Annotated in this window: 11 protein-coding genes, 2 pseudogenes and 1 riboswitch; of the genes and pseudogenes, 6 read left to right on the top strand and 7 right to left on the bottom strand. The window is 63.2% G+C overall.

Annotated features, from left to right (window positions below):
- Positions 1 to 164 precede the first annotated feature (164 nt).
- Both HU764_RS27960 and HU764_RS27955 read left to right on the top strand, forming a co-directional pair.
- Positions 165 to 812, top strand: a pseudogene (locus HU764_RS27960) (SDR family NAD(P)-dependent oxidoreductase); the annotation flags it as partial.
- A 24-nt stretch (positions 813 to 836) separates the two neighbouring features.
- The gene (locus tag HU764_RS27955; RefSeq protein ID WP_420876201.1) at positions 837 to 1,889 is read left to right on the top strand and encodes an SMP-30/gluconolactonase/LRE family protein; all 1,053 of its coding nucleotides are present in this window, start codon (positions 837 to 839) and stop codon (positions 1,887 to 1,889) included.
- On the opposite strand, the gene HU764_RS12715 is transcribed toward HU764_RS27955, so the two are convergent.
- On the bottom strand, positions 1,879 to 2,862 hold the full coding sequence (locus tag HU764_RS12715; RefSeq protein ID WP_202885423.1) for a site-specific integrase: 984 nt from the start codon (positions 2,860 to 2,862) through the stop codon (positions 1,879 to 1,881). The genes HU764_RS27955 and HU764_RS12715 overlap by 11 nt on opposite strands.
- Positions 2,863 to 2,991: 129 nt before the next feature.
- Here HU764_RS12715 and HU764_RS27675 point away from each other — a divergent pair.
- Positions 2,992 to 3,429: pseudogene (locus HU764_RS27675) on the top strand (RHS repeat-associated core domain-containing protein); the annotation flags it as partial.
- A 402-nt stretch (positions 3,430 to 3,831) separates the two neighbouring features.
- A complete protein-coding gene (locus HU764_RS27670; RefSeq protein ID WP_225935773.1) occupies positions 3,832 to 4,026 on the top strand; it encodes a hypothetical protein in 195 nt (64 codons plus the stop codon).
- 53 nt (positions 4,027 to 4,079) lie between these two features.
- Here the strand turns inward: HU764_RS27670 and HU764_RS12705 are convergent, their stop codons facing one another.
- Positions 4,080 to 5,066 carry an SCO family protein gene (locus HU764_RS12705; protein ID WP_186702897.1) on the bottom strand — a complete coding sequence of 329 codons (987 nt, stop codon included), beginning with the start codon at positions 5,064 to 5,066 and terminating at the stop codon, positions 4,080 to 4,082.
- Between the two features lie 142 nt (positions 5,067 to 5,208).
- Positions 5,209 to 8,601 carry an Ig-like domain-containing protein gene (locus tag HU764_RS12700; RefSeq protein WP_186702896.1) on the bottom strand — a complete coding sequence of 1,131 codons (3,393 nt, stop codon included), beginning with the start codon at positions 8,599 to 8,601 and terminating at the stop codon, positions 5,209 to 5,211.
- A 242-nt stretch (positions 8,602 to 8,843) separates the two neighbouring features.
- Positions 8,844 to 8,958, top strand: a riboswitch (TPP riboswitch).
- Positions 8,959 to 9,037: 79 nt separating this feature from the next.
- Between HU764_RS12700 and HU764_RS12695 the strand changes: the two genes are divergently transcribed.
- Both HU764_RS12695 and tenA read left to right on the top strand, forming a co-directional pair.
- Positions 9,038 to 9,685 (top strand): TenA family protein, encoded by a 648-nt coding sequence (locus tag HU764_RS12695; protein WP_027595398.1) that lies wholly within the window; start codon positions 9,038 to 9,040, stop codon positions 9,683 to 9,685.
- Between the two features lie 2 nt (positions 9,686 to 9,687).
- Positions 9,688 to 10,347 (top strand): thiaminase II, encoded by a 660-nt coding sequence (gene tenA, locus HU764_RS12690; RefSeq protein ID WP_186702895.1) that lies wholly within the window; start codon positions 9,688 to 9,690, stop codon positions 10,345 to 10,347.
- A 126-nt stretch (positions 10,348 to 10,473) separates the two neighbouring features.
- Here tenA and HU764_RS12685 read toward each other — a convergent pair whose 3' ends face one another.
- From HU764_RS12685 to HU764_RS12670, 4 genes are read right to left on the bottom strand one after another with little or no spacing between them, the layout of a single operon-like run.
- Positions 10,474 to 12,099 (bottom strand): dipeptide ABC transporter ATP-binding protein, encoded by a 1,626-nt coding sequence (locus HU764_RS12685; RefSeq protein WP_186702894.1) that lies wholly within the window; start codon positions 12,097 to 12,099, stop codon positions 10,474 to 10,476.
- On the bottom strand, positions 12,099 to 12,938 hold the full coding sequence (locus tag HU764_RS12680) for an ABC transporter permease (protein WP_186702893.1): 840 nt from the start codon (positions 12,936 to 12,938) through the stop codon (positions 12,099 to 12,101). The genes HU764_RS12685 and HU764_RS12680 overlap by 1 nt, the downstream gene beginning before the upstream one ends.
- Positions 12,935 to 13,894 (bottom strand): ABC transporter permease, encoded by a 960-nt coding sequence (locus tag HU764_RS12675; RefSeq protein WP_186681613.1) that lies wholly within the window; start codon positions 13,892 to 13,894, stop codon positions 12,935 to 12,937. Before HU764_RS12675 ends, HU764_RS12680 begins: the two co-directional genes overlap by 4 nt.
- 3 nt (positions 13,895 to 13,897) lie before the next feature.
- Positions 13,898 to 15,499, bottom strand: coding sequence for an ABC transporter substrate-binding protein (locus HU764_RS12670; protein WP_186702892.1), 1,602 nt, complete (start codon positions 15,497 to 15,499; stop codon positions 13,898 to 13,900).
- Positions 15,500 to 15,507 lie beyond the last annotated feature (8 nt).

Raw genomic sequence — 15,507 nt, 5'->3', positions numbered from 1 at the left:
TGCCTGGCAGGCGCCCCCCCTGCAAGGCGGCCATCATAGTGCGTGGCCACCGAGTGACAAAGCCTCGGTGATATCCCTGAGATATCAAAGTTGCATGCTTTTAATATTAAGTCATTGATTTTTTTATTGTTATCGTAAAAAAGGAGAATCGAAGGTGCCCTGCAATGCCAATCACAGACCCATTCAAGAACAAAGTCGCGATCATCACCGGTGCTGCTCAAGGGCTGGGCCTGGCTTACGCCATGGCACTGGCCGAGCGAGGCGCCCGCGTGGTCATCAGCGACCTGGGGACTGACCGGGCAGGCCAGGGCGAGGACCCGTCGGCGCTGGCCCAGGCACTCGCGGCCCTGCAGGCCAAGGGCTACAACGCGATCGCCCATGCCGGGCAACTGGAAGACGAAGGCGCCTGCCAACAATTGATCGAGCTGGCCATCGCGCAGTTTGGCGCACTGGATATCCTCATTCACAATGCAGGCTGGGTCGATTACCAGGGCATCGAAGCGCAGGAAGAAGCCTTTCTTCAGCGCGCGCTGGGCATCAGCGTGCACGCCCCGGTGTGGCTGGCCAAGCATGCCTGGAAGTACCTCAAGCATTCCGCCGCCCCGCGCGTGGTGCTGACCACCTCGGACCGCGCCATGTACCAGCGCTATTCGCAGCCGGGGCTGGTGGCCTATTCAGCCGGCAAGATGGCCCAGGTCGGCATCATGAACGCCTTGAGCATGGAAGGGATGGAGCACGGCATCCTGGTCAATGCCATCTCGCCCGTGGCCAAGACTCGCATGTGGGGCGTGACCCAGGCACCGGAAGAGCTCAAGCCCGAATGGGTCACCCCAGGGTTGTTGTACCTGGCCAGCTCGCTGTGCCGCGACACGGGCTACATCCTGCGTGCCAGCAACGGGCAGTTCACCGCCACCCGTTTCACCGAGAACAGCGGCGTCAGCTACCCACGCGACCTGGCGCGGGTACAGGCGGGCAACTTCAAGGAAGTGGCCGAACGCTGGAGCCGCATCAAGGAATGCCACTACGTACCGGTCAAGGTCGCCAACACCCGCGCCGACCTGGGCGAGAGCCCGGTTTGGGACGCGCGCAGCGGCGCGCTGTACTTCGTCGATATCACCGATGGGCGCATCAATCGGTTGAACCCGGACGGCGAGGTCGAAAGCCTGTATGAGTCGGCCGCACGCATTGGCGCCCTGGCCCTGACCGACCAGGGCAACCTAATCTTCACCGAGGATTCCAGTGTCGCCATTCTGGACGTGAACGCGCGCAAGGTGCGGCAATACTCCGTGCCGGTTCACCCGCGTTCCACCTACCGTTTCAACGATGGTGCCTGCGACCCCCAGGGCCGTTTCGTCAGCGGCCTGATGGACGAAGCCCCAAGTGGCAAGACCGGCGCCTTGTTCCGTTTCGACGCGGAACTGAGCGACCAGGTGATCCACGATGGCATGGCGCTGCCTAACGGGCTGGCCTGGTCGGAAGACGGGCACAGCGTTTACTTCGTCGACTCGGTCGCCCGCGCCATCTACCGCGCCGTGTACCTGCCCGAAGGCCGCTTGACCGAGGTTACGCTGTTTGCCGAAACGCCTGCCGAGCTGGGGCGCCCAGACGGCATTGCGCTAGACCGCGAAGGCGGGCTGTGGGTGTGCCAGTTCAATGGCAGTTGCCTGCTGCGTTACGACCGTCACGGCCACCTGACCGACCAGGTGGTGATGCCGGTGACGCGCCCGACCAGTTGCTGCTTTGGCGGTGAAGGGATGACCACCTTGTATATCACCACCGCGCGGTTCGGCATGAACGCTGTGGAGCTGCGGCACTACCCGGATGCCGGCGACCTCTATGCAATTCGCCCGGAAATCGGCGGCATTGCGCGCCACGCCTTCAAGGAATGAGGTTGTGCACCTGGCTGGCCGGTAACACGGCCAACTCGCCAAAGCGTTGCGCCGAGTCGATGTAGCGCAGTGCTGACTTGGCGTCCTTCCAACCCACGTAGCTCATCAACGACTTCAGTTCCCAACCATTGGCCGTGGCCCACGTGGCGAAACCACGGCGCAGCGAGTGGCCGGTGTATAACGCCGCCGGTACCCCGGCACGCTCCAGCATGCGCCGGAGCAGCCCGACCAGGCTGTTGCTGTTGAGCGGCGTGTCGCTGAGGTTGCCCCAGCGGTCGAGCTTGCGAAACACTGGGCCATGGGCGATGCCAGCCACTTCGATCCACTGCAGGTAAGCGCTGACCGGGCACAATGCCTTGAGTGCCGGCGTGCGGTGCTGCACGCCAAGCGCTTCGCGGTCACCCTTGCTGCGAGGCAGAAACAAGGTGATACCGACACCGGCTTCAGCCTGGATGTGCTCGACGCGCAGGCGCGCCAGCTCATCCCCCCGAAACCCTCGCCAAAACCCCAGCAACAGCAGCGCCGTGTCGCGACGCGCTCGGCGCAGGGTGGTCAAGTCATGGCATTCGCGTGCCTGGCGGGCTTCGTCCTCGAAGCATTGCACGGCAGTTTGCAGGTGTTGCAGCAACAGCGGTGCAGCCTGTTTTGGCGGTGTCGGGTGCAGGGTGCGAATACCGCGCAGTACCTGGCGCACCAGCGGCGCCTTGGTCGGGTCGGGGAAGCCCTGGCTGATGTGCCATTGGCTGAGGGCCGCGAGGCGTTGACGCAAAGTGCTCACCGCGTGCTGCTCGGCGTGGTCGGCCAGGTAACGGGCCACGCCCTCGGCGGTGGCCGGCAGAAAGCCACCCCATTGGGTCTCGAAATGGTCGATGGCAGCCTGGTAGCTGCGCCGCGTGTTGTCACGGGTGGCGGCGCGGACGTAGCGCTCGATGTCGGTCATGGTGCTGCGTTCATCCTCATCCAACGTCCCCATGATATTGGGTATTCAGTATATGGACAAATTGATCCGGCTCCCAGGATTGAAGACTGGTAAATTTACCAGTTACCTCTCAGGGAGGGCAGCGGTAAGCTCAAGCATACAGTTCAGTCGACGGTGGGCAGCATGGTTCTCAAAACACAATACTTTTATCAAGGCAGCCACCCAAGTGTTGTGATGAGCACCAGGGGGAAGTTTGTTTTCGTTCGTAGTGGACCTCTGCCGTTGGCTGAGTTTCGGCATGACGAGACCTTAAGCCGTACGTTATTACTGGCTTGTGATGGCAACCACTCGGTACTTGATCGGTCCGATCATACGGCTCACCCACTTGAACCTTGTCGCTACACAGCCTATGGGCATGACAACAATGCCCTCAGTACGAGACTCGGCTTTAATGGGGAGCTACAACGCCTGCAGGAGCATCTTTACCTATTAGGCAATGGCACACGCATTTACAGTCCATCCCTCATGCGCTTCTATACGCCAGATTCTTTTAGCCCTTTCGGTGCAGGCGGTTTCAATGCCTACATCTACTGCAGTAACGATCCGGTAAATTATACGGATCCCTCGGGGCACGCGGGGAAACCCAGAGGAATGAATACGCCAGAAAGAATCCACCCTCCCAGTTCCCCCATTGGCGCACCGCTCTCGACGCCTAGTTGGGATGCTAGTTGGGATGAGGGTTTATATCCTCTGCCATCTCCTGCTGCCATACCTACCTCCCCAGTGCCCTCGCCGGCTGTTTCAAACAGTCCCGTAGCAAGCCCCCTCGCACAGACGGGTAGGCAATCACCCGATCCCGTAACAATCCCCCCCGCACAGATGGGTAGGCAATCACCCGTTCCCGGAACTTCCTCAGCTTTGTATCAACCACTTGGGCCGCTCGTCAGGCGTTACGGTTTTACAATGACTAAAGAGGGTATTGCAATAGCCCAGGTCCCAGCGTTGCTGAGGTGGAACGATTCTATGACTACCTCCGTGGGAAAATTAAGTGTTGAGCAAACTAAGTTGGCTCGCAAGTTAGTGATCGAAGGTAAAATGCAGGGTTCATCTGGAAATATAGAATGGCACAAGTTGGGCTTTATTGTTGAAGTGCCTGTCCGCAAGGGCATCTGGCAATCAGTATTGGCCAAAGCGAAAAGGCTACGGAAATCTAATTAGTTGCGGGCCGTGCAGCGGTATAAGTAGGTTGATGACGGTAAGATTATTTGCCATCAAGGTTTCGCTGTATCCGCCAAAGGCGTCTGCAAGCGTGTGGTTTCTTCTTCGATGTAGGTCATCAGCGCAGCGACCTCGGCATCGCCCAGGCGCATGTTGGGCATCGCCAGGCGGTTGTATTGCTCGTACAGCAGCATCGCCAGTGGGTCTTTTTGCGCAAGCATCTGATCTGGCTCTTTCAGCCAGCGGCTCAGCCAGCGGGCATCGCGTTGCCGGGTCACGCCTAACAGGTCGGGGCCGATGCCCCGTTGCACGCCTGGCTCGGCGTCGCCCAGGGTATGGCAGGAAGAGCAGCGGGTGCGGAAGATCTGCTCGCCGCTGCTGGGCGAGCGGACTTCCGGCGCATGGGCGTAGTCGTTGGCCATGGCGCTGGCTTGCTTCCAGTTGTGCAAGCTGTTGCCCAGGCGGTCGGCGAGGATGTAGGGGCTCTCGAAGGGCGAGGCTTTCATCCAGCGGCCGGTGGCCTGGTTGCCGATGATCAGGCTCAGGTTGTGGTCTTTGGAGCGACCGTTTTCCAGGCCTTCAATGTACAGGCCCAAGCTTCTGCGCAATTGCTCGATGTCGGCAGGCTCGCCGGTAAGCAAGGTCCAGCCAGGCCCAATGGCGAATTTTTCGGCGTAACGTTTGAGGGTGGCCGGCGTGTCGTTGTAGGGGTCGATGCTGATGGAGTAGAGGAATATGTCCTTGCCGACCCGGTCACCGAGAATCTTTTGCACCTGGCGCAGGCGCGCGGTTTCCACTGGGCAGGAGTCGGAGCAGCCGGTGAAAATGAAGTTGATGGCGACGACCTTGTCTTTGATCAGGTCATCGAAGAAGTGCACTTTTTCACCGTCCTGGGTCAGCAGGGGGGTATTGGGGAAGTAGTCGGCGCCCCAGGGGGTGGCGGTTTCTTGGGGAGGGGCTTGCCGGGGTTGCACGGGCCAGAACGGGATGCTGGCAGCGAACAGCGACAGCACGAGCAGAACACGCCATGAGCCAGTCATGAAGTCGTCCTCCGTAAAAGATCCTACACAAACCGTTGTAGGAGCAGCCTTGCGCTGCGAAAAGGCCAGTGAAAGCACCGAAATTGCATTGTGTTGTCACTGGCCTCTTCGCAGCACAAGGCTGCTCCTACAGCTGATTTGCCTACTTGATGCTGATTGGCGCTGTCACGCTTTGCCCCAGCGTCGACGTCACGGTCGCTGTCGCCGGTGTTGCTGGCCCGTTGCCGGTAGTGGTGGCCGACAACCTCCAACGGGCACCTGTGGTGGCCGCGGTCAGCGTGGCAGCACCCAGGTTCAACGGCCCGCTGGTGGTGGCCACCGTCACGTTGATGGCATTGCCGGTAGCCACCGAGGTGGTGCCCGCCAGCGCCCAGGTGTAGCGATTGCCGCTGCGCACTTGCACCGAGGCACTGCTGACCTGGATGTTGTCGACCGGTACTGCCGGGCTCACCGCGATGCTGACCGCCGCCGGGGCGACCGACTCGGCACCCTTGGCGTCGCGCGCCGAGTAGTTGAAGCTGGCGGTGAACGGTGTGGCGACGGTGGCCGGTGGGGTGTAGGTCACCGTGGTGCCGTCGGTGCTGGTGGTACCCATGCCCGAATCCGGCTGGCTGAGGCCAATGACGGTCAAGGGCAGGTTGCGCTCGGGGTCGGTGTCATTGGCCAGCACATTGAGCGTGATCGCCTTGCCGGCCGTGGTGGCAGCACTGTCGTTGACCGCAACCGGTGGCTTGTTGGTATCGTCGTTATCATTGTGGCCCGACGTGCGGAAGGTCGGCAGGCCTACAGAAGCGACGTATTCCACACCGTCCCAACCCGGCAACGGGGTTGGCATCACCTGGAACTGGCCAGGGTGCTCCAGGTCCCAGCGCAGCAGCATCGACGAGTCTTCGTGCTGGGTGTTGTGGCAGTGCTCCATATAGGTGCCGGCAAACTCGCGGAAGCGGATGGCCATTTCCACTTCTTCCGACGAATCGGCATCCGGCCCGATGCGATAGACGTCCTTACGCGCCCACTTTTCCCACTCTGGCGGTGCCTTGCCGTCGCGGCTGAGCACGATGCCTTCCTCGAAGTGCACATGCACCGGGTGGCTCCAGCCGTTGCCGCCGTTCTTGATCTTCCACACTTCCAGGGTGCCGTCGCCGCTAAAGCCGCCTTGGGTGGCTTCGCTGGCCAGTTGCGGCGCTGCGTTGATGCGACGTGGGTCCATGCTGTAGCCGAAGCCGCCATCGGTCTTGATGGTCCAAGGGTCGGTGTCGGTGCCGTCTGAACGGCCGAAGATGAACTCGCGGTGGCGGGCATCCTTGAGCTTGGCCTGGTCAGCCACAGCGTTGCGGTCGAGGGTCAGCGGGATCATCTTCAGGCCTGCGGCCTTGCCCGGCTTGGCAGGTTCATAAGCGACTGGGTCCATGCTCAGGTCCTGGCCGCTGTAGGGTTGCACCAACAGTTGCAGGAACTTGCCCACCACCGGGTCGCCTTGGTCCCACTGCGGGCCCTTGCTGGTCTGCTTGATGACCGCCTTGTATTTCTCCGACAGCACGTCCGCCAGCGAAATAGCCTGGTTCGGGCCCTTGCCTGACTGGTGTTCCATCAGGTTGACGAAGTACAGCTTGTCGCCTGCCTTGATGCCGTTCTTGGCGAAGTTGATGATGATGTCGTAACGCTCGGCGATGGCTTGCAGCGGCAGAATGCCGTTGTTGTCCTTGAGGTCACCGTCACCGTTGAGGTCCAGGGTGCCGTCGAATGGCACGGCATGTTCCATGATGTTGCCGTCGTTGGCGATCATGTGGAACGGCACGCGGGCATACGACACATTGGAGCCAGTCGGCCCCTTGAATTCGCCGCTGCTGCCAGCGATTTCACGCACCACGGCAAATTTGAAGTAGCGCGACACCGACCCATTGAGGATGCGGAAACGGTAGCTGCGCGCCCGTACTTTCAGCTTGGGTTGGTACTGCCAGTTGACCAGGATCTGGTCGCCGAGGAAGCCGTCGGTGTTGAACGGGTTGAACCACAATTGGCCGTTGGCATCCCAGGCTTTGTCGGCAATCACCAGGTTGACGTCGTAGTCGCGGTTGCCCCACGGCATGGCCGAACCACTGGGGAAGCGCAGGTTGACGCCATCCTGCAGGGCCTCGTTGCCGCGGTCCAGGGCGCTGTAGTAGTTCATCATCACGGCGTTGCCTTTGTAGACGTTCTGCGCCGTGAAATCCATCATGTGGTCGTGGAACCAATGGGTACTCATGGTTTCGCGCCAGTCGCCACGAATCTTGATGCTGCCGTTTTCGCAGGTTTTAAGGCCCGGCGAGGTGTCGTTGACGTACAGCGTTTCGCCCGGTGAGCAGGGGAACGCCGCGCGCGGGTCCTGGGCGCGGGTGTTGATGGTGTCGTAACCGGCCAACTGCACCGGCCACCGGTAGTCGTAGTACTGGCCGGGGAAGAAGTAGGCGTTGGCAAAGCCATCGCTTTCGGCCGGGGAGTGGCCGTTGTGCTCGTGGGTCGAGATGGTGTGCAGGCCAAAGCCGCCGTTGGCCGACGGGTCGATCGGCAAGGCGTTGTAATGGCGCATCAAGATCGGCTGACCATAGCGGACCATCAGCAGCTTGGGCGGAAAGGTGCCGTCGAAGGTCCACAGCGATTTGTGGTTTTGTAGAGGGAAACTTGGGTGGAAGCGGGTGTCGATGCCCTTGGTGGTGCCCAACGTGGTGGGGATGTCCGAGGTCTGGTAGTACAGCCCGCCCGGCGCGAACTCGCCGACCGCATAGTTGTGCATTTGCTTGCGGTCACGCAACCCTAGGTTGATGCGTGCGCCAGCTTGGGCGGTCTTGAACGCAGCCTGAGGGTAGAACTCGTTCCAACGCTGATGGGACCAGCCTTTTCCTGGGGGGCGGCCTTCAGCCGGCGAGCCGACCGGGTGGCGGTTGAGAAACATCTCGATCTGCGCCTTCCACGGGTTGCGGTCGAGCACGTTGGAATACTGGGTGGGGAATGGGTATAAGCCTGGTTGTTTGAGGAACGCTTCCAGGGCGGTGCCACTGGGGCCGCTGCGGGCGACCACATTGGGATCTTGTGCGGGGGCCGCGCCCAGGGTCGGTACAGGAAAGGTCAGGTCCGGTGCCGGGATGCTGGGGTCGAGCTTTTCCGGGCCGAACTCTTCGAACAGCAGCAGTTGCTGGGTGAACGGCCGCGCACCGAACAGCGGGCTGGGCTTGCCGTTGGTGGGGTATTTATCAGAGGTTTGCAGGGCGGGCGGCAGTACGTTGTCCTGGCGCACGGTCGAACGGTCACCGTAGGCACCATCGGTGAGCTCCAACGAGCCTTCGTTGGCTTCCGGCAAGGTGTACAGGTTGAGCAACGCCGGGTTTGGGTCGTCCGGCTGGTCGGTGTAGGCCGAGGGGTCGGTCGGCGGGGGCTGGCCGACGTCATCGAGGGAAGACGCGATTGCCGGGTTCAGCCCAAGGCTGAGCATCAGCACGGTGACGGCAGACAGTTTGAATGTGTGCCTGGTTGGGTGACTCACGGCAGGTGTTTTCATTGCCTGGTGCCTCGCTCGCGGCGTTATGGCTTGGGGCCATCAATGGCGTTTTGCCTAGTAACAGGGCCTGAGCAACGGCTGTGCCAACAGATGTTGCGGTAATGCTTTGTTAAACAAATCCTTTAAAAACCTGAGTCGCGCTAAATAATGGCGTGCCAGGCTGGGGACCTGTACCCACAAGCGGGTCACCCAAGGCCCAGAGTTTGGGGCGTGACAGCACCTTCCTACCTGCTGTATACCTGTGGGCCACCAAGGGGAGCCCGGCAACGGGCTGAGAAACCGCTGAGCGTTGCAGCGCGGTGACCCTTCGAACCTGATCCGGATCATGCCGGCGAAGGGATGGGACATGAAACCTGCCTTTTTGCCGGCCTCACTGCGAGGCCAGTCCATGCCAGCTTCAACGGTCTCGCTGTCACCCCCTGCAGAGGACAGCATCATGACCGAACGTTTCACGCAAACCCTGCGCCGTCAGAGCGAGCCGACCTGGTCGGCGGCCATCGGGCACCGCTTCGTTAGCCAACTGTGCGACGGCAGCCTGCCGGACCCGATCATGGTCCGCTACCTGGTGCAGGACCACCGCTTTCTCGACAGCTTCCTGACCCTGCTCGGCGCTGCGATCGCCACCGCGGACACCTTCGAGGCACGCCTGCGCTTCGGCCAGTTCGCCGGCATGATCTCCAGCGATGAAAACACCTATTTCCTGCGCGCCTTCGAGGCGCTGGACGTCAGCCCGGCGCAACGCGCAGAGGCCGCAGACACTGCGCCGACCGCAGGCTTCAAGGCGATCATGCGTGAAGCGGCCGCCACCCGCTCGTACGCCGCCGCGTTGGCAGTATTGAATGTCGCCGAAGGGTTGTACCTGGACTGGGCGCTCAAGGCGCCGAAACCCTTGCCTGAACACTTCGTGCATGCCGAATGGATCACCTTGCACGACAACCCGGCGTTCCAGGCGTTCGTCGCCTTCCTGCAGGCCGAACTGGACCGCGTTGGGCCGCAGGAAGCCGAGCTGAGCACCGATTTCTACCTGCGTACCGTGGCCTTGGAGCTGGCCTTCTTCGATGCGGTTTACGAGGGGGAGGCGTGAGCATGGATATTTTCGATCGCCTCAAGGCCGCCACCACGGGCGAGTGGCACCGCTATGTCGAGCATGATTTCGTGCAGCAGATGGGCGAAGGCACGCTGAGCGAGGCGGCGTTTCGGACGTACCTGGTGCAGGACTACCTGTTTCTGATCCAATTCGCCCGCGCCTGGGCCCTGGCCGCTTACAAGAGCCGCTTGCCGGCCGACATCCGCGCCGCCCAGGCGGGCCTCGCGGCGATTCTCGACGAAACCGAACTGCACCTGCGCCTGTGCGCGCGTTGGGGGCTGACCCAGGCTGATATCCAGGCCGCACCCGAGCACCAGGCCACGGTGGCGTACACCCGCTATGTGCTCGACTGCGGCGCCGCCGGCGATTTGCTGGAGCTGCATGTGGCGTTGGCGCCCTGTGTGATCGGCTATGCGGAAATTGGCCGGACGTTGGCTGAGCGGATTGGTGACCTGAGCGATCACCCTTACCGTGAGTGGATCGCTGAGTATGCCGGGGAAGGGTATCAGCAGGTGGCGGCCAATGCCCGCAAGCACCTGGATGAACTGGCCGCGCGGAGCATGACCGAACAACGCTTCGAGGAGCTGGCAGGGATCTTTGGCCAGGCGTCGAGCCTGGAGGCCGATTTCTGGCAGATGGGGCTGGATGGCGCGAAGTAGGGATCAATGGTCCTCGTTGATCATTGGAAACTCCAGGTAGGAGCAGCCTTGCGCTGCGAAGAGGCCGGTGAAGACACCGTTAATCTTCGCTGCTGCCACTGGCCTCTTCGCAGCACAAGGCTGCTCCTACCCGGATCGCGCATGACGGGTAGGCAAGGGTAGTGGGGCCGGCTGCAGGCCTCGCCACCCTGGCATATCCGCCAGCAAGCGGCGTGTGTACTCACTCGCTGGTTGCTCGAATACCTGCTCGGTAGGCCCTTGGTCCACAAGCCTGCCCTGGCTCATCACCAGCACCTGGTCGCTGATGCCGCGTACCGTGGCAAGGTCGTGGGACACGAACAGATAGGTCAGGCCCAGGTCGCGTTGCAAGGTCTGCAACAGCTCCAGCACTTGCGCCTGCACCGGTGCGTCCAGCGCTGACAGCGGCTCATCCAGTACCAACAGTTCCGGCTCGGCGGCCAGCGCACGGGCGATGGCGACCCGTTGCCGTTGCCCACCGGACAACTGGCCAGGGCGCCGCTGCAGCAAGTCGGCAGGTAGCCCGACACGCTCCAGCAGCTCGACCACCCGCTGGCGATCATCGCGCCGGTTGCCGATGGCGAAGGCGCGCAGCGGCTCACTGATGATGTCCAGCAGGTTGTGCCGCGGGTCGAGTGCAGCCCAAGGGTTCTGGTAGACCAACTGCACCCGGCGCCGATAGGCCTGCAACTGCTTGCGCCCTGCGCCAAGCACCTGCTCGCCATCAAACAACACGCTGCCTGCGTCGGCCTGCTCTAGGGCCAGGATGATGCGCGCCGTGGTGGACTTGCCAGAGCCCGACTCGCCAACCAGGCTGGTAGTGCTGCCACGAGGCAGGCTGAAACTGACATCCGCCACCGCCGCCGGCCCCTGGCGGTTGAAGCGCCGCTGCAGCCCAGTGACCTGCAGCAAGGGCGCCGCAGGGTGATCGGCCGGGCGGGTACGACGCTGCTGCAACCGTGCCAAGGGTGAGGCATTGAGCAACTGGCGGGTGTAGGGGTGGCTGGGGGTATGCCACAGGTGTTCGGGCGTGCCGCTTTCGAGCAGTTGGCCGTGGCGCATGACCAGAATACGGTCGGCCCGGTCCAGCGCCACCGCCAAGTCATGGGTGATCAGTAACAGGCTGCTGCCGCGCGCGCGCACCAAATGCTGCAAACGGTCGAGGATCTGCCGCTGGACACTTACGTCGAGGGCACTGGTGGGCTCGTCGGCGATCAGCAGCGGCGGGTCATTGGCCAGGGCGATGGCGATCAATACCCGCTGGCACATGCCGCCCGACAACTGATGGGGGTAGCACCGCAGCAGTTGCTCAGGTGCCTTGAGGCCAACTTGCTGTAGCAAGACCAGCGCCTTGGCATGGGCTTCACTGTGCGCTACGCCATGCACGGTCATGGCTTCGATTACCTGGGCGCCGATGGTCTTGACCGGGTCCAGCGACGTACCTGGGTCTTGTGGCACGAAGCCGACCAGCCGGCCACGACGGGTTTGCCAGTCGCGCTCATTGAAGGTGTCGAGTGCCTGGCCCTGTAGCCACAGTTGGCCGTTTTGCCGTGCTGTAGCCGGCAGCAGACCCGCCAGGGCGGCAGCGGTGGTGGACTTGCCTGAGCCGGACTCGCCGACCAGGCAGACGATTTCGCCCGCGCCAATCTCCAGGTCCAACGCCTGTACGGCGGGTTGTTGGCTGCCGGGGTAGTCGACGCGGAACTGGCGGATACGAACCAATGGCGAACTCATCACGCTGCTCCTTGAAGTTGTTGCAGGCTGCGCGCCAGTTGTTGAGTGGCCAGGACCACTGCGGCCACCACCAGGCCAGGCAAGGTGGTGTACCACCAGGCGACGACCATGTAGTTGCGCCCCTCGGCGATCAGCAAGCCCCATTCCGGCTGGGGCGGCGGCGCGCCGAAACCCAGAAAGCTAAGCGCCGAGACGGCCAGCACAGCGCTGGCGAATTCCAGTGCGGCCAGGGCCAGCAACGGCCCCGCGGCATGTGGCAGCACGTGGCGGCAAAGGTTGGTCCAACTGCCAACCCCGGCCACCTGCGCCGCTTCGACAAAGCTGCGGCGGCGCCAGCGCAAGACTTCGCCACGGGCGAGGCGGGCGAACATCGCCACCGAGGAAAGCCCCACGGCGAGGGCGATTTCCAGCGTGCCGAAACCCAGGGCGGTGACGATGGCCATCGCCAACAACAAGGCAGGAATCGCCATCAGGACTTCCACCCCCATCGCCAGCAGCCGGTCGGCGACGCCACCGAACCAGCCGGCAATGCCCCCCAGCAGGCTGCCGGCAACCAGGGCGATCAGTACCGCGATGCTGGTGGCCTGCAGCGACAGTGCCGCGCCATGCACACAACGCGCATACAGGTCGCGGCCCAGGTGGTCCGTGCCGAACCAGTGGTCGGCGGAGGGGGCTTGCAGGGCCTGGCGTGGGTCAGCCAGCAGCGGGTCGGCGCTGCTGAACAGGTTCGGCCAGAAGGCCCAGCCCAGCACCACGATGAACAAGGCCACGCTCAGCGTCAGTGGCAGGCTGGGCCAGCGCACCGGGCGTGCCAGGCGGTAGGCAGGTTGCAGGATCATAGGCGGCTTCCTTGGCGGATACGGGGGTCGAGCAACGGGTAGGCCAGGTCGGTCAGCACGTTGGTCAGCACGTACAAGGCGGCGGCCAGCAGTACTACGCCCTGGACCACAGCGATGTCCTGGCTGGCAACAGCACCTTGGGCCAAGCGCCCGATGCCATCACGGGAGAACACGGTTTCAGTCACCACCGCGCCGGCCAGCAGATTGCCCAGCAGGGTGCCGGCCAGGCTCAGCAAGGGGATCGCTGCGTTGTGCAGAATATGCCCGCCAAGCAGCCGCCATGGCCCGACACCCTTGCTGCGCAGGGCCTGAACAAAGGGCTGTTGGCTGACCGTGACGATCGAGCGGCCAAGCACCTGGGCGATCATCGCCGCGCACGGCAGGGCCAAGGTCACGGCCGGCAGAACCAGGCTGGCCAAGCCTTGCCCACCCATGGCCGGCAGCCAGTGCAGTTGAAAGGAAAACAGTTGCAGCAGCACCAGCCCGACCCAGAAGGTCGGCAGCGACACCACCACAGCGGGGGCATTGTGCAGCACGCTCTGCAACGGTCGCTGGCGCACGCGATGGGCCGCGAGCGCTAGGCAGATGCCCAGTGGCAGCGCCAGGCCAAGCGCCGTCAAGGCCAACGCCAGCGTGGCCGGCAATGCCGCTGCAAGGGCTGCGTTGACCGGCTTGCCGGTCTGCAGCGAAGTACCCAGGTCTAGCTGCAGCAACCGCCACAGGGCACCGGTGTACTGCTGCCAGAGGCTGCCGTCGAGGTGATAGCGAGCGCGCAGCTCAGCGACCTTGACCGGGTCTGCCGAGCCCGGTTCGCCGCTTTGCGCCAGCAGGATCGCTACCGGGTCACCGGGCAGCCCATAAAGGATGGCAAACGACAGGCTAAACGCTGCCCACAGCACCAGCAGTGACTGGGCCAGGCGCCACAGGTGCGCGGGGTGATGGTTCAGGGCGTTCATCGGTCAGTGACTCCCCGGCTGTGCCAGCCAGGTGTCGTAGAACTGCAAGCGGGTCGAGGCCTCGTAATGCAGGCCGCGCACCGCATCGCGGAACGCCGTGACCGTAGCGGCCTCGACCAGCGGGATCACGTGGCCCTGCTCGAGCAGCTCGCGGCTGGCCTGGTGGATCAACGCTCCGCGCCTTTGCACATCGAGGCTGGCGGCCGAATCGATCAGGGTCTGGTCCAGTGCCAGCGGGCCTCGCACGTTGACGTTGCGCCCGCTGGCGAGGAACACCGTGCGCAGCACGTCCGGGTCGGCGCGGGTCAGGTTGAAGAACCACAGTTCGTAGTTCAGCGATGCCTGCAGCAGGCTGACTTGGCCGATGGTGGACTTGTTCAGGCGCAGCTCGATGCCGGCCTGGCGCAGTTGCTGCTGTACCAATTCCAGCACCGGTGTGCTGGCCTGCCAGTAGTCGAGGGCAAAGCTCAAGCGCTTGCCTTCACGCTGCCGCCAACCGTCGGCGCCCTTGTGCCAGCCGGCGCTGTCCAGCAATTGGCCGGCACCTTGTGGGTCGTAGGCGAGCACCGCGCTTAGGTCCTGGTAGTAGGGCGTGCTACTGGCGAGCACGGAACTTGCTGGTTTCTGGTAGCGGGAGATCACGCCCTTGAACTGGCTGCGGTCGATCGCCTTGTTCAGTGCCTGACGCACCTTGGCATCGTCCAGCGGCGGGCGGGACTCGTTGGGCGTCAGGTTGAAGACGATGCCTGGGTTGGACCGCGCGATGGACGCAATACCCTGGGCCTGCAGCACCGCTTCGTCCTGTACCGGCACGCTGGTGTTCACGTCGATTTGCCCGGACAGCAGGCTGCCCAGGCGCACACCGGACTCGGGCAGGATGTGAAACTCGATAGCCTCCAGCCAGGCACGGCCCTTGTGTTCGGCCAGCGAAGACGGCCAGGCGTAATCGGCGCGGGCCTCGATGCGCACCAGGCGGTTGTGCTCGAAGCTTTTTACGTTGAATGGCCCGGAGCCCACCAAGGCGCCCTGACAGCGTTGTTCGGCGCTACGTGCCAGGGTACTGGGTGCCAGCAGCCCCAGGCTCATGGTCGAGGTCGCCTGAAGGAACTGCGCGTTGGCCTGTTTGAAGCGGATGCGCACGCTCAGCGGCCCAATGACTTCGACGGTTTCAAGGCCAGCCAAGTAAGTGCTGGCCAGTTGTGCCTGGGCACCGAGGGCGACGATGGCCTCGAAATTGGCCTTGACCGCTGCGGCGTCCAGCACGCTGCCGTCGCTGAAGGTCACCCCTTCACGCAGGTGAAAGATGAACTGGCGCGAATCGTCGCTGACTTCCCAGCGCTCGGCCAGCCAGGGCACGATCTCGGCGGTCTGCGGGTCTTGGTCGGTCAGCGAGTCCACCAGTTGCCGGCCAACGTTGAGGGCGGTGTTGTTGCCCGCCTGTTGCGGGTCGATGCAGTTGGGGTCGCCGTCGAACGCCACCCGCAGCACGCCGCCATGCTGCGGCTGCGCCGGGGCGCCCGTGTTGGCCTGCTGCACGCTTTTACCATCGCAGCCGGCCAGGCTCAGGGCGATGGCCAGGCTCAGTGTCGCCAGGGGTCGGAACATGGGCTCTC

Source organism: Pseudomonas kermanshahensis, assembly GCF_014269205.2.
Taxonomy (GTDB): domain Bacteria; phylum Pseudomonadota; class Gammaproteobacteria; order Pseudomonadales; family Pseudomonadaceae; genus Aquipseudomonas; species Aquipseudomonas kermanshahensis.
This window is presented reverse-complemented; position numbering and strand designations above follow the sequence as displayed.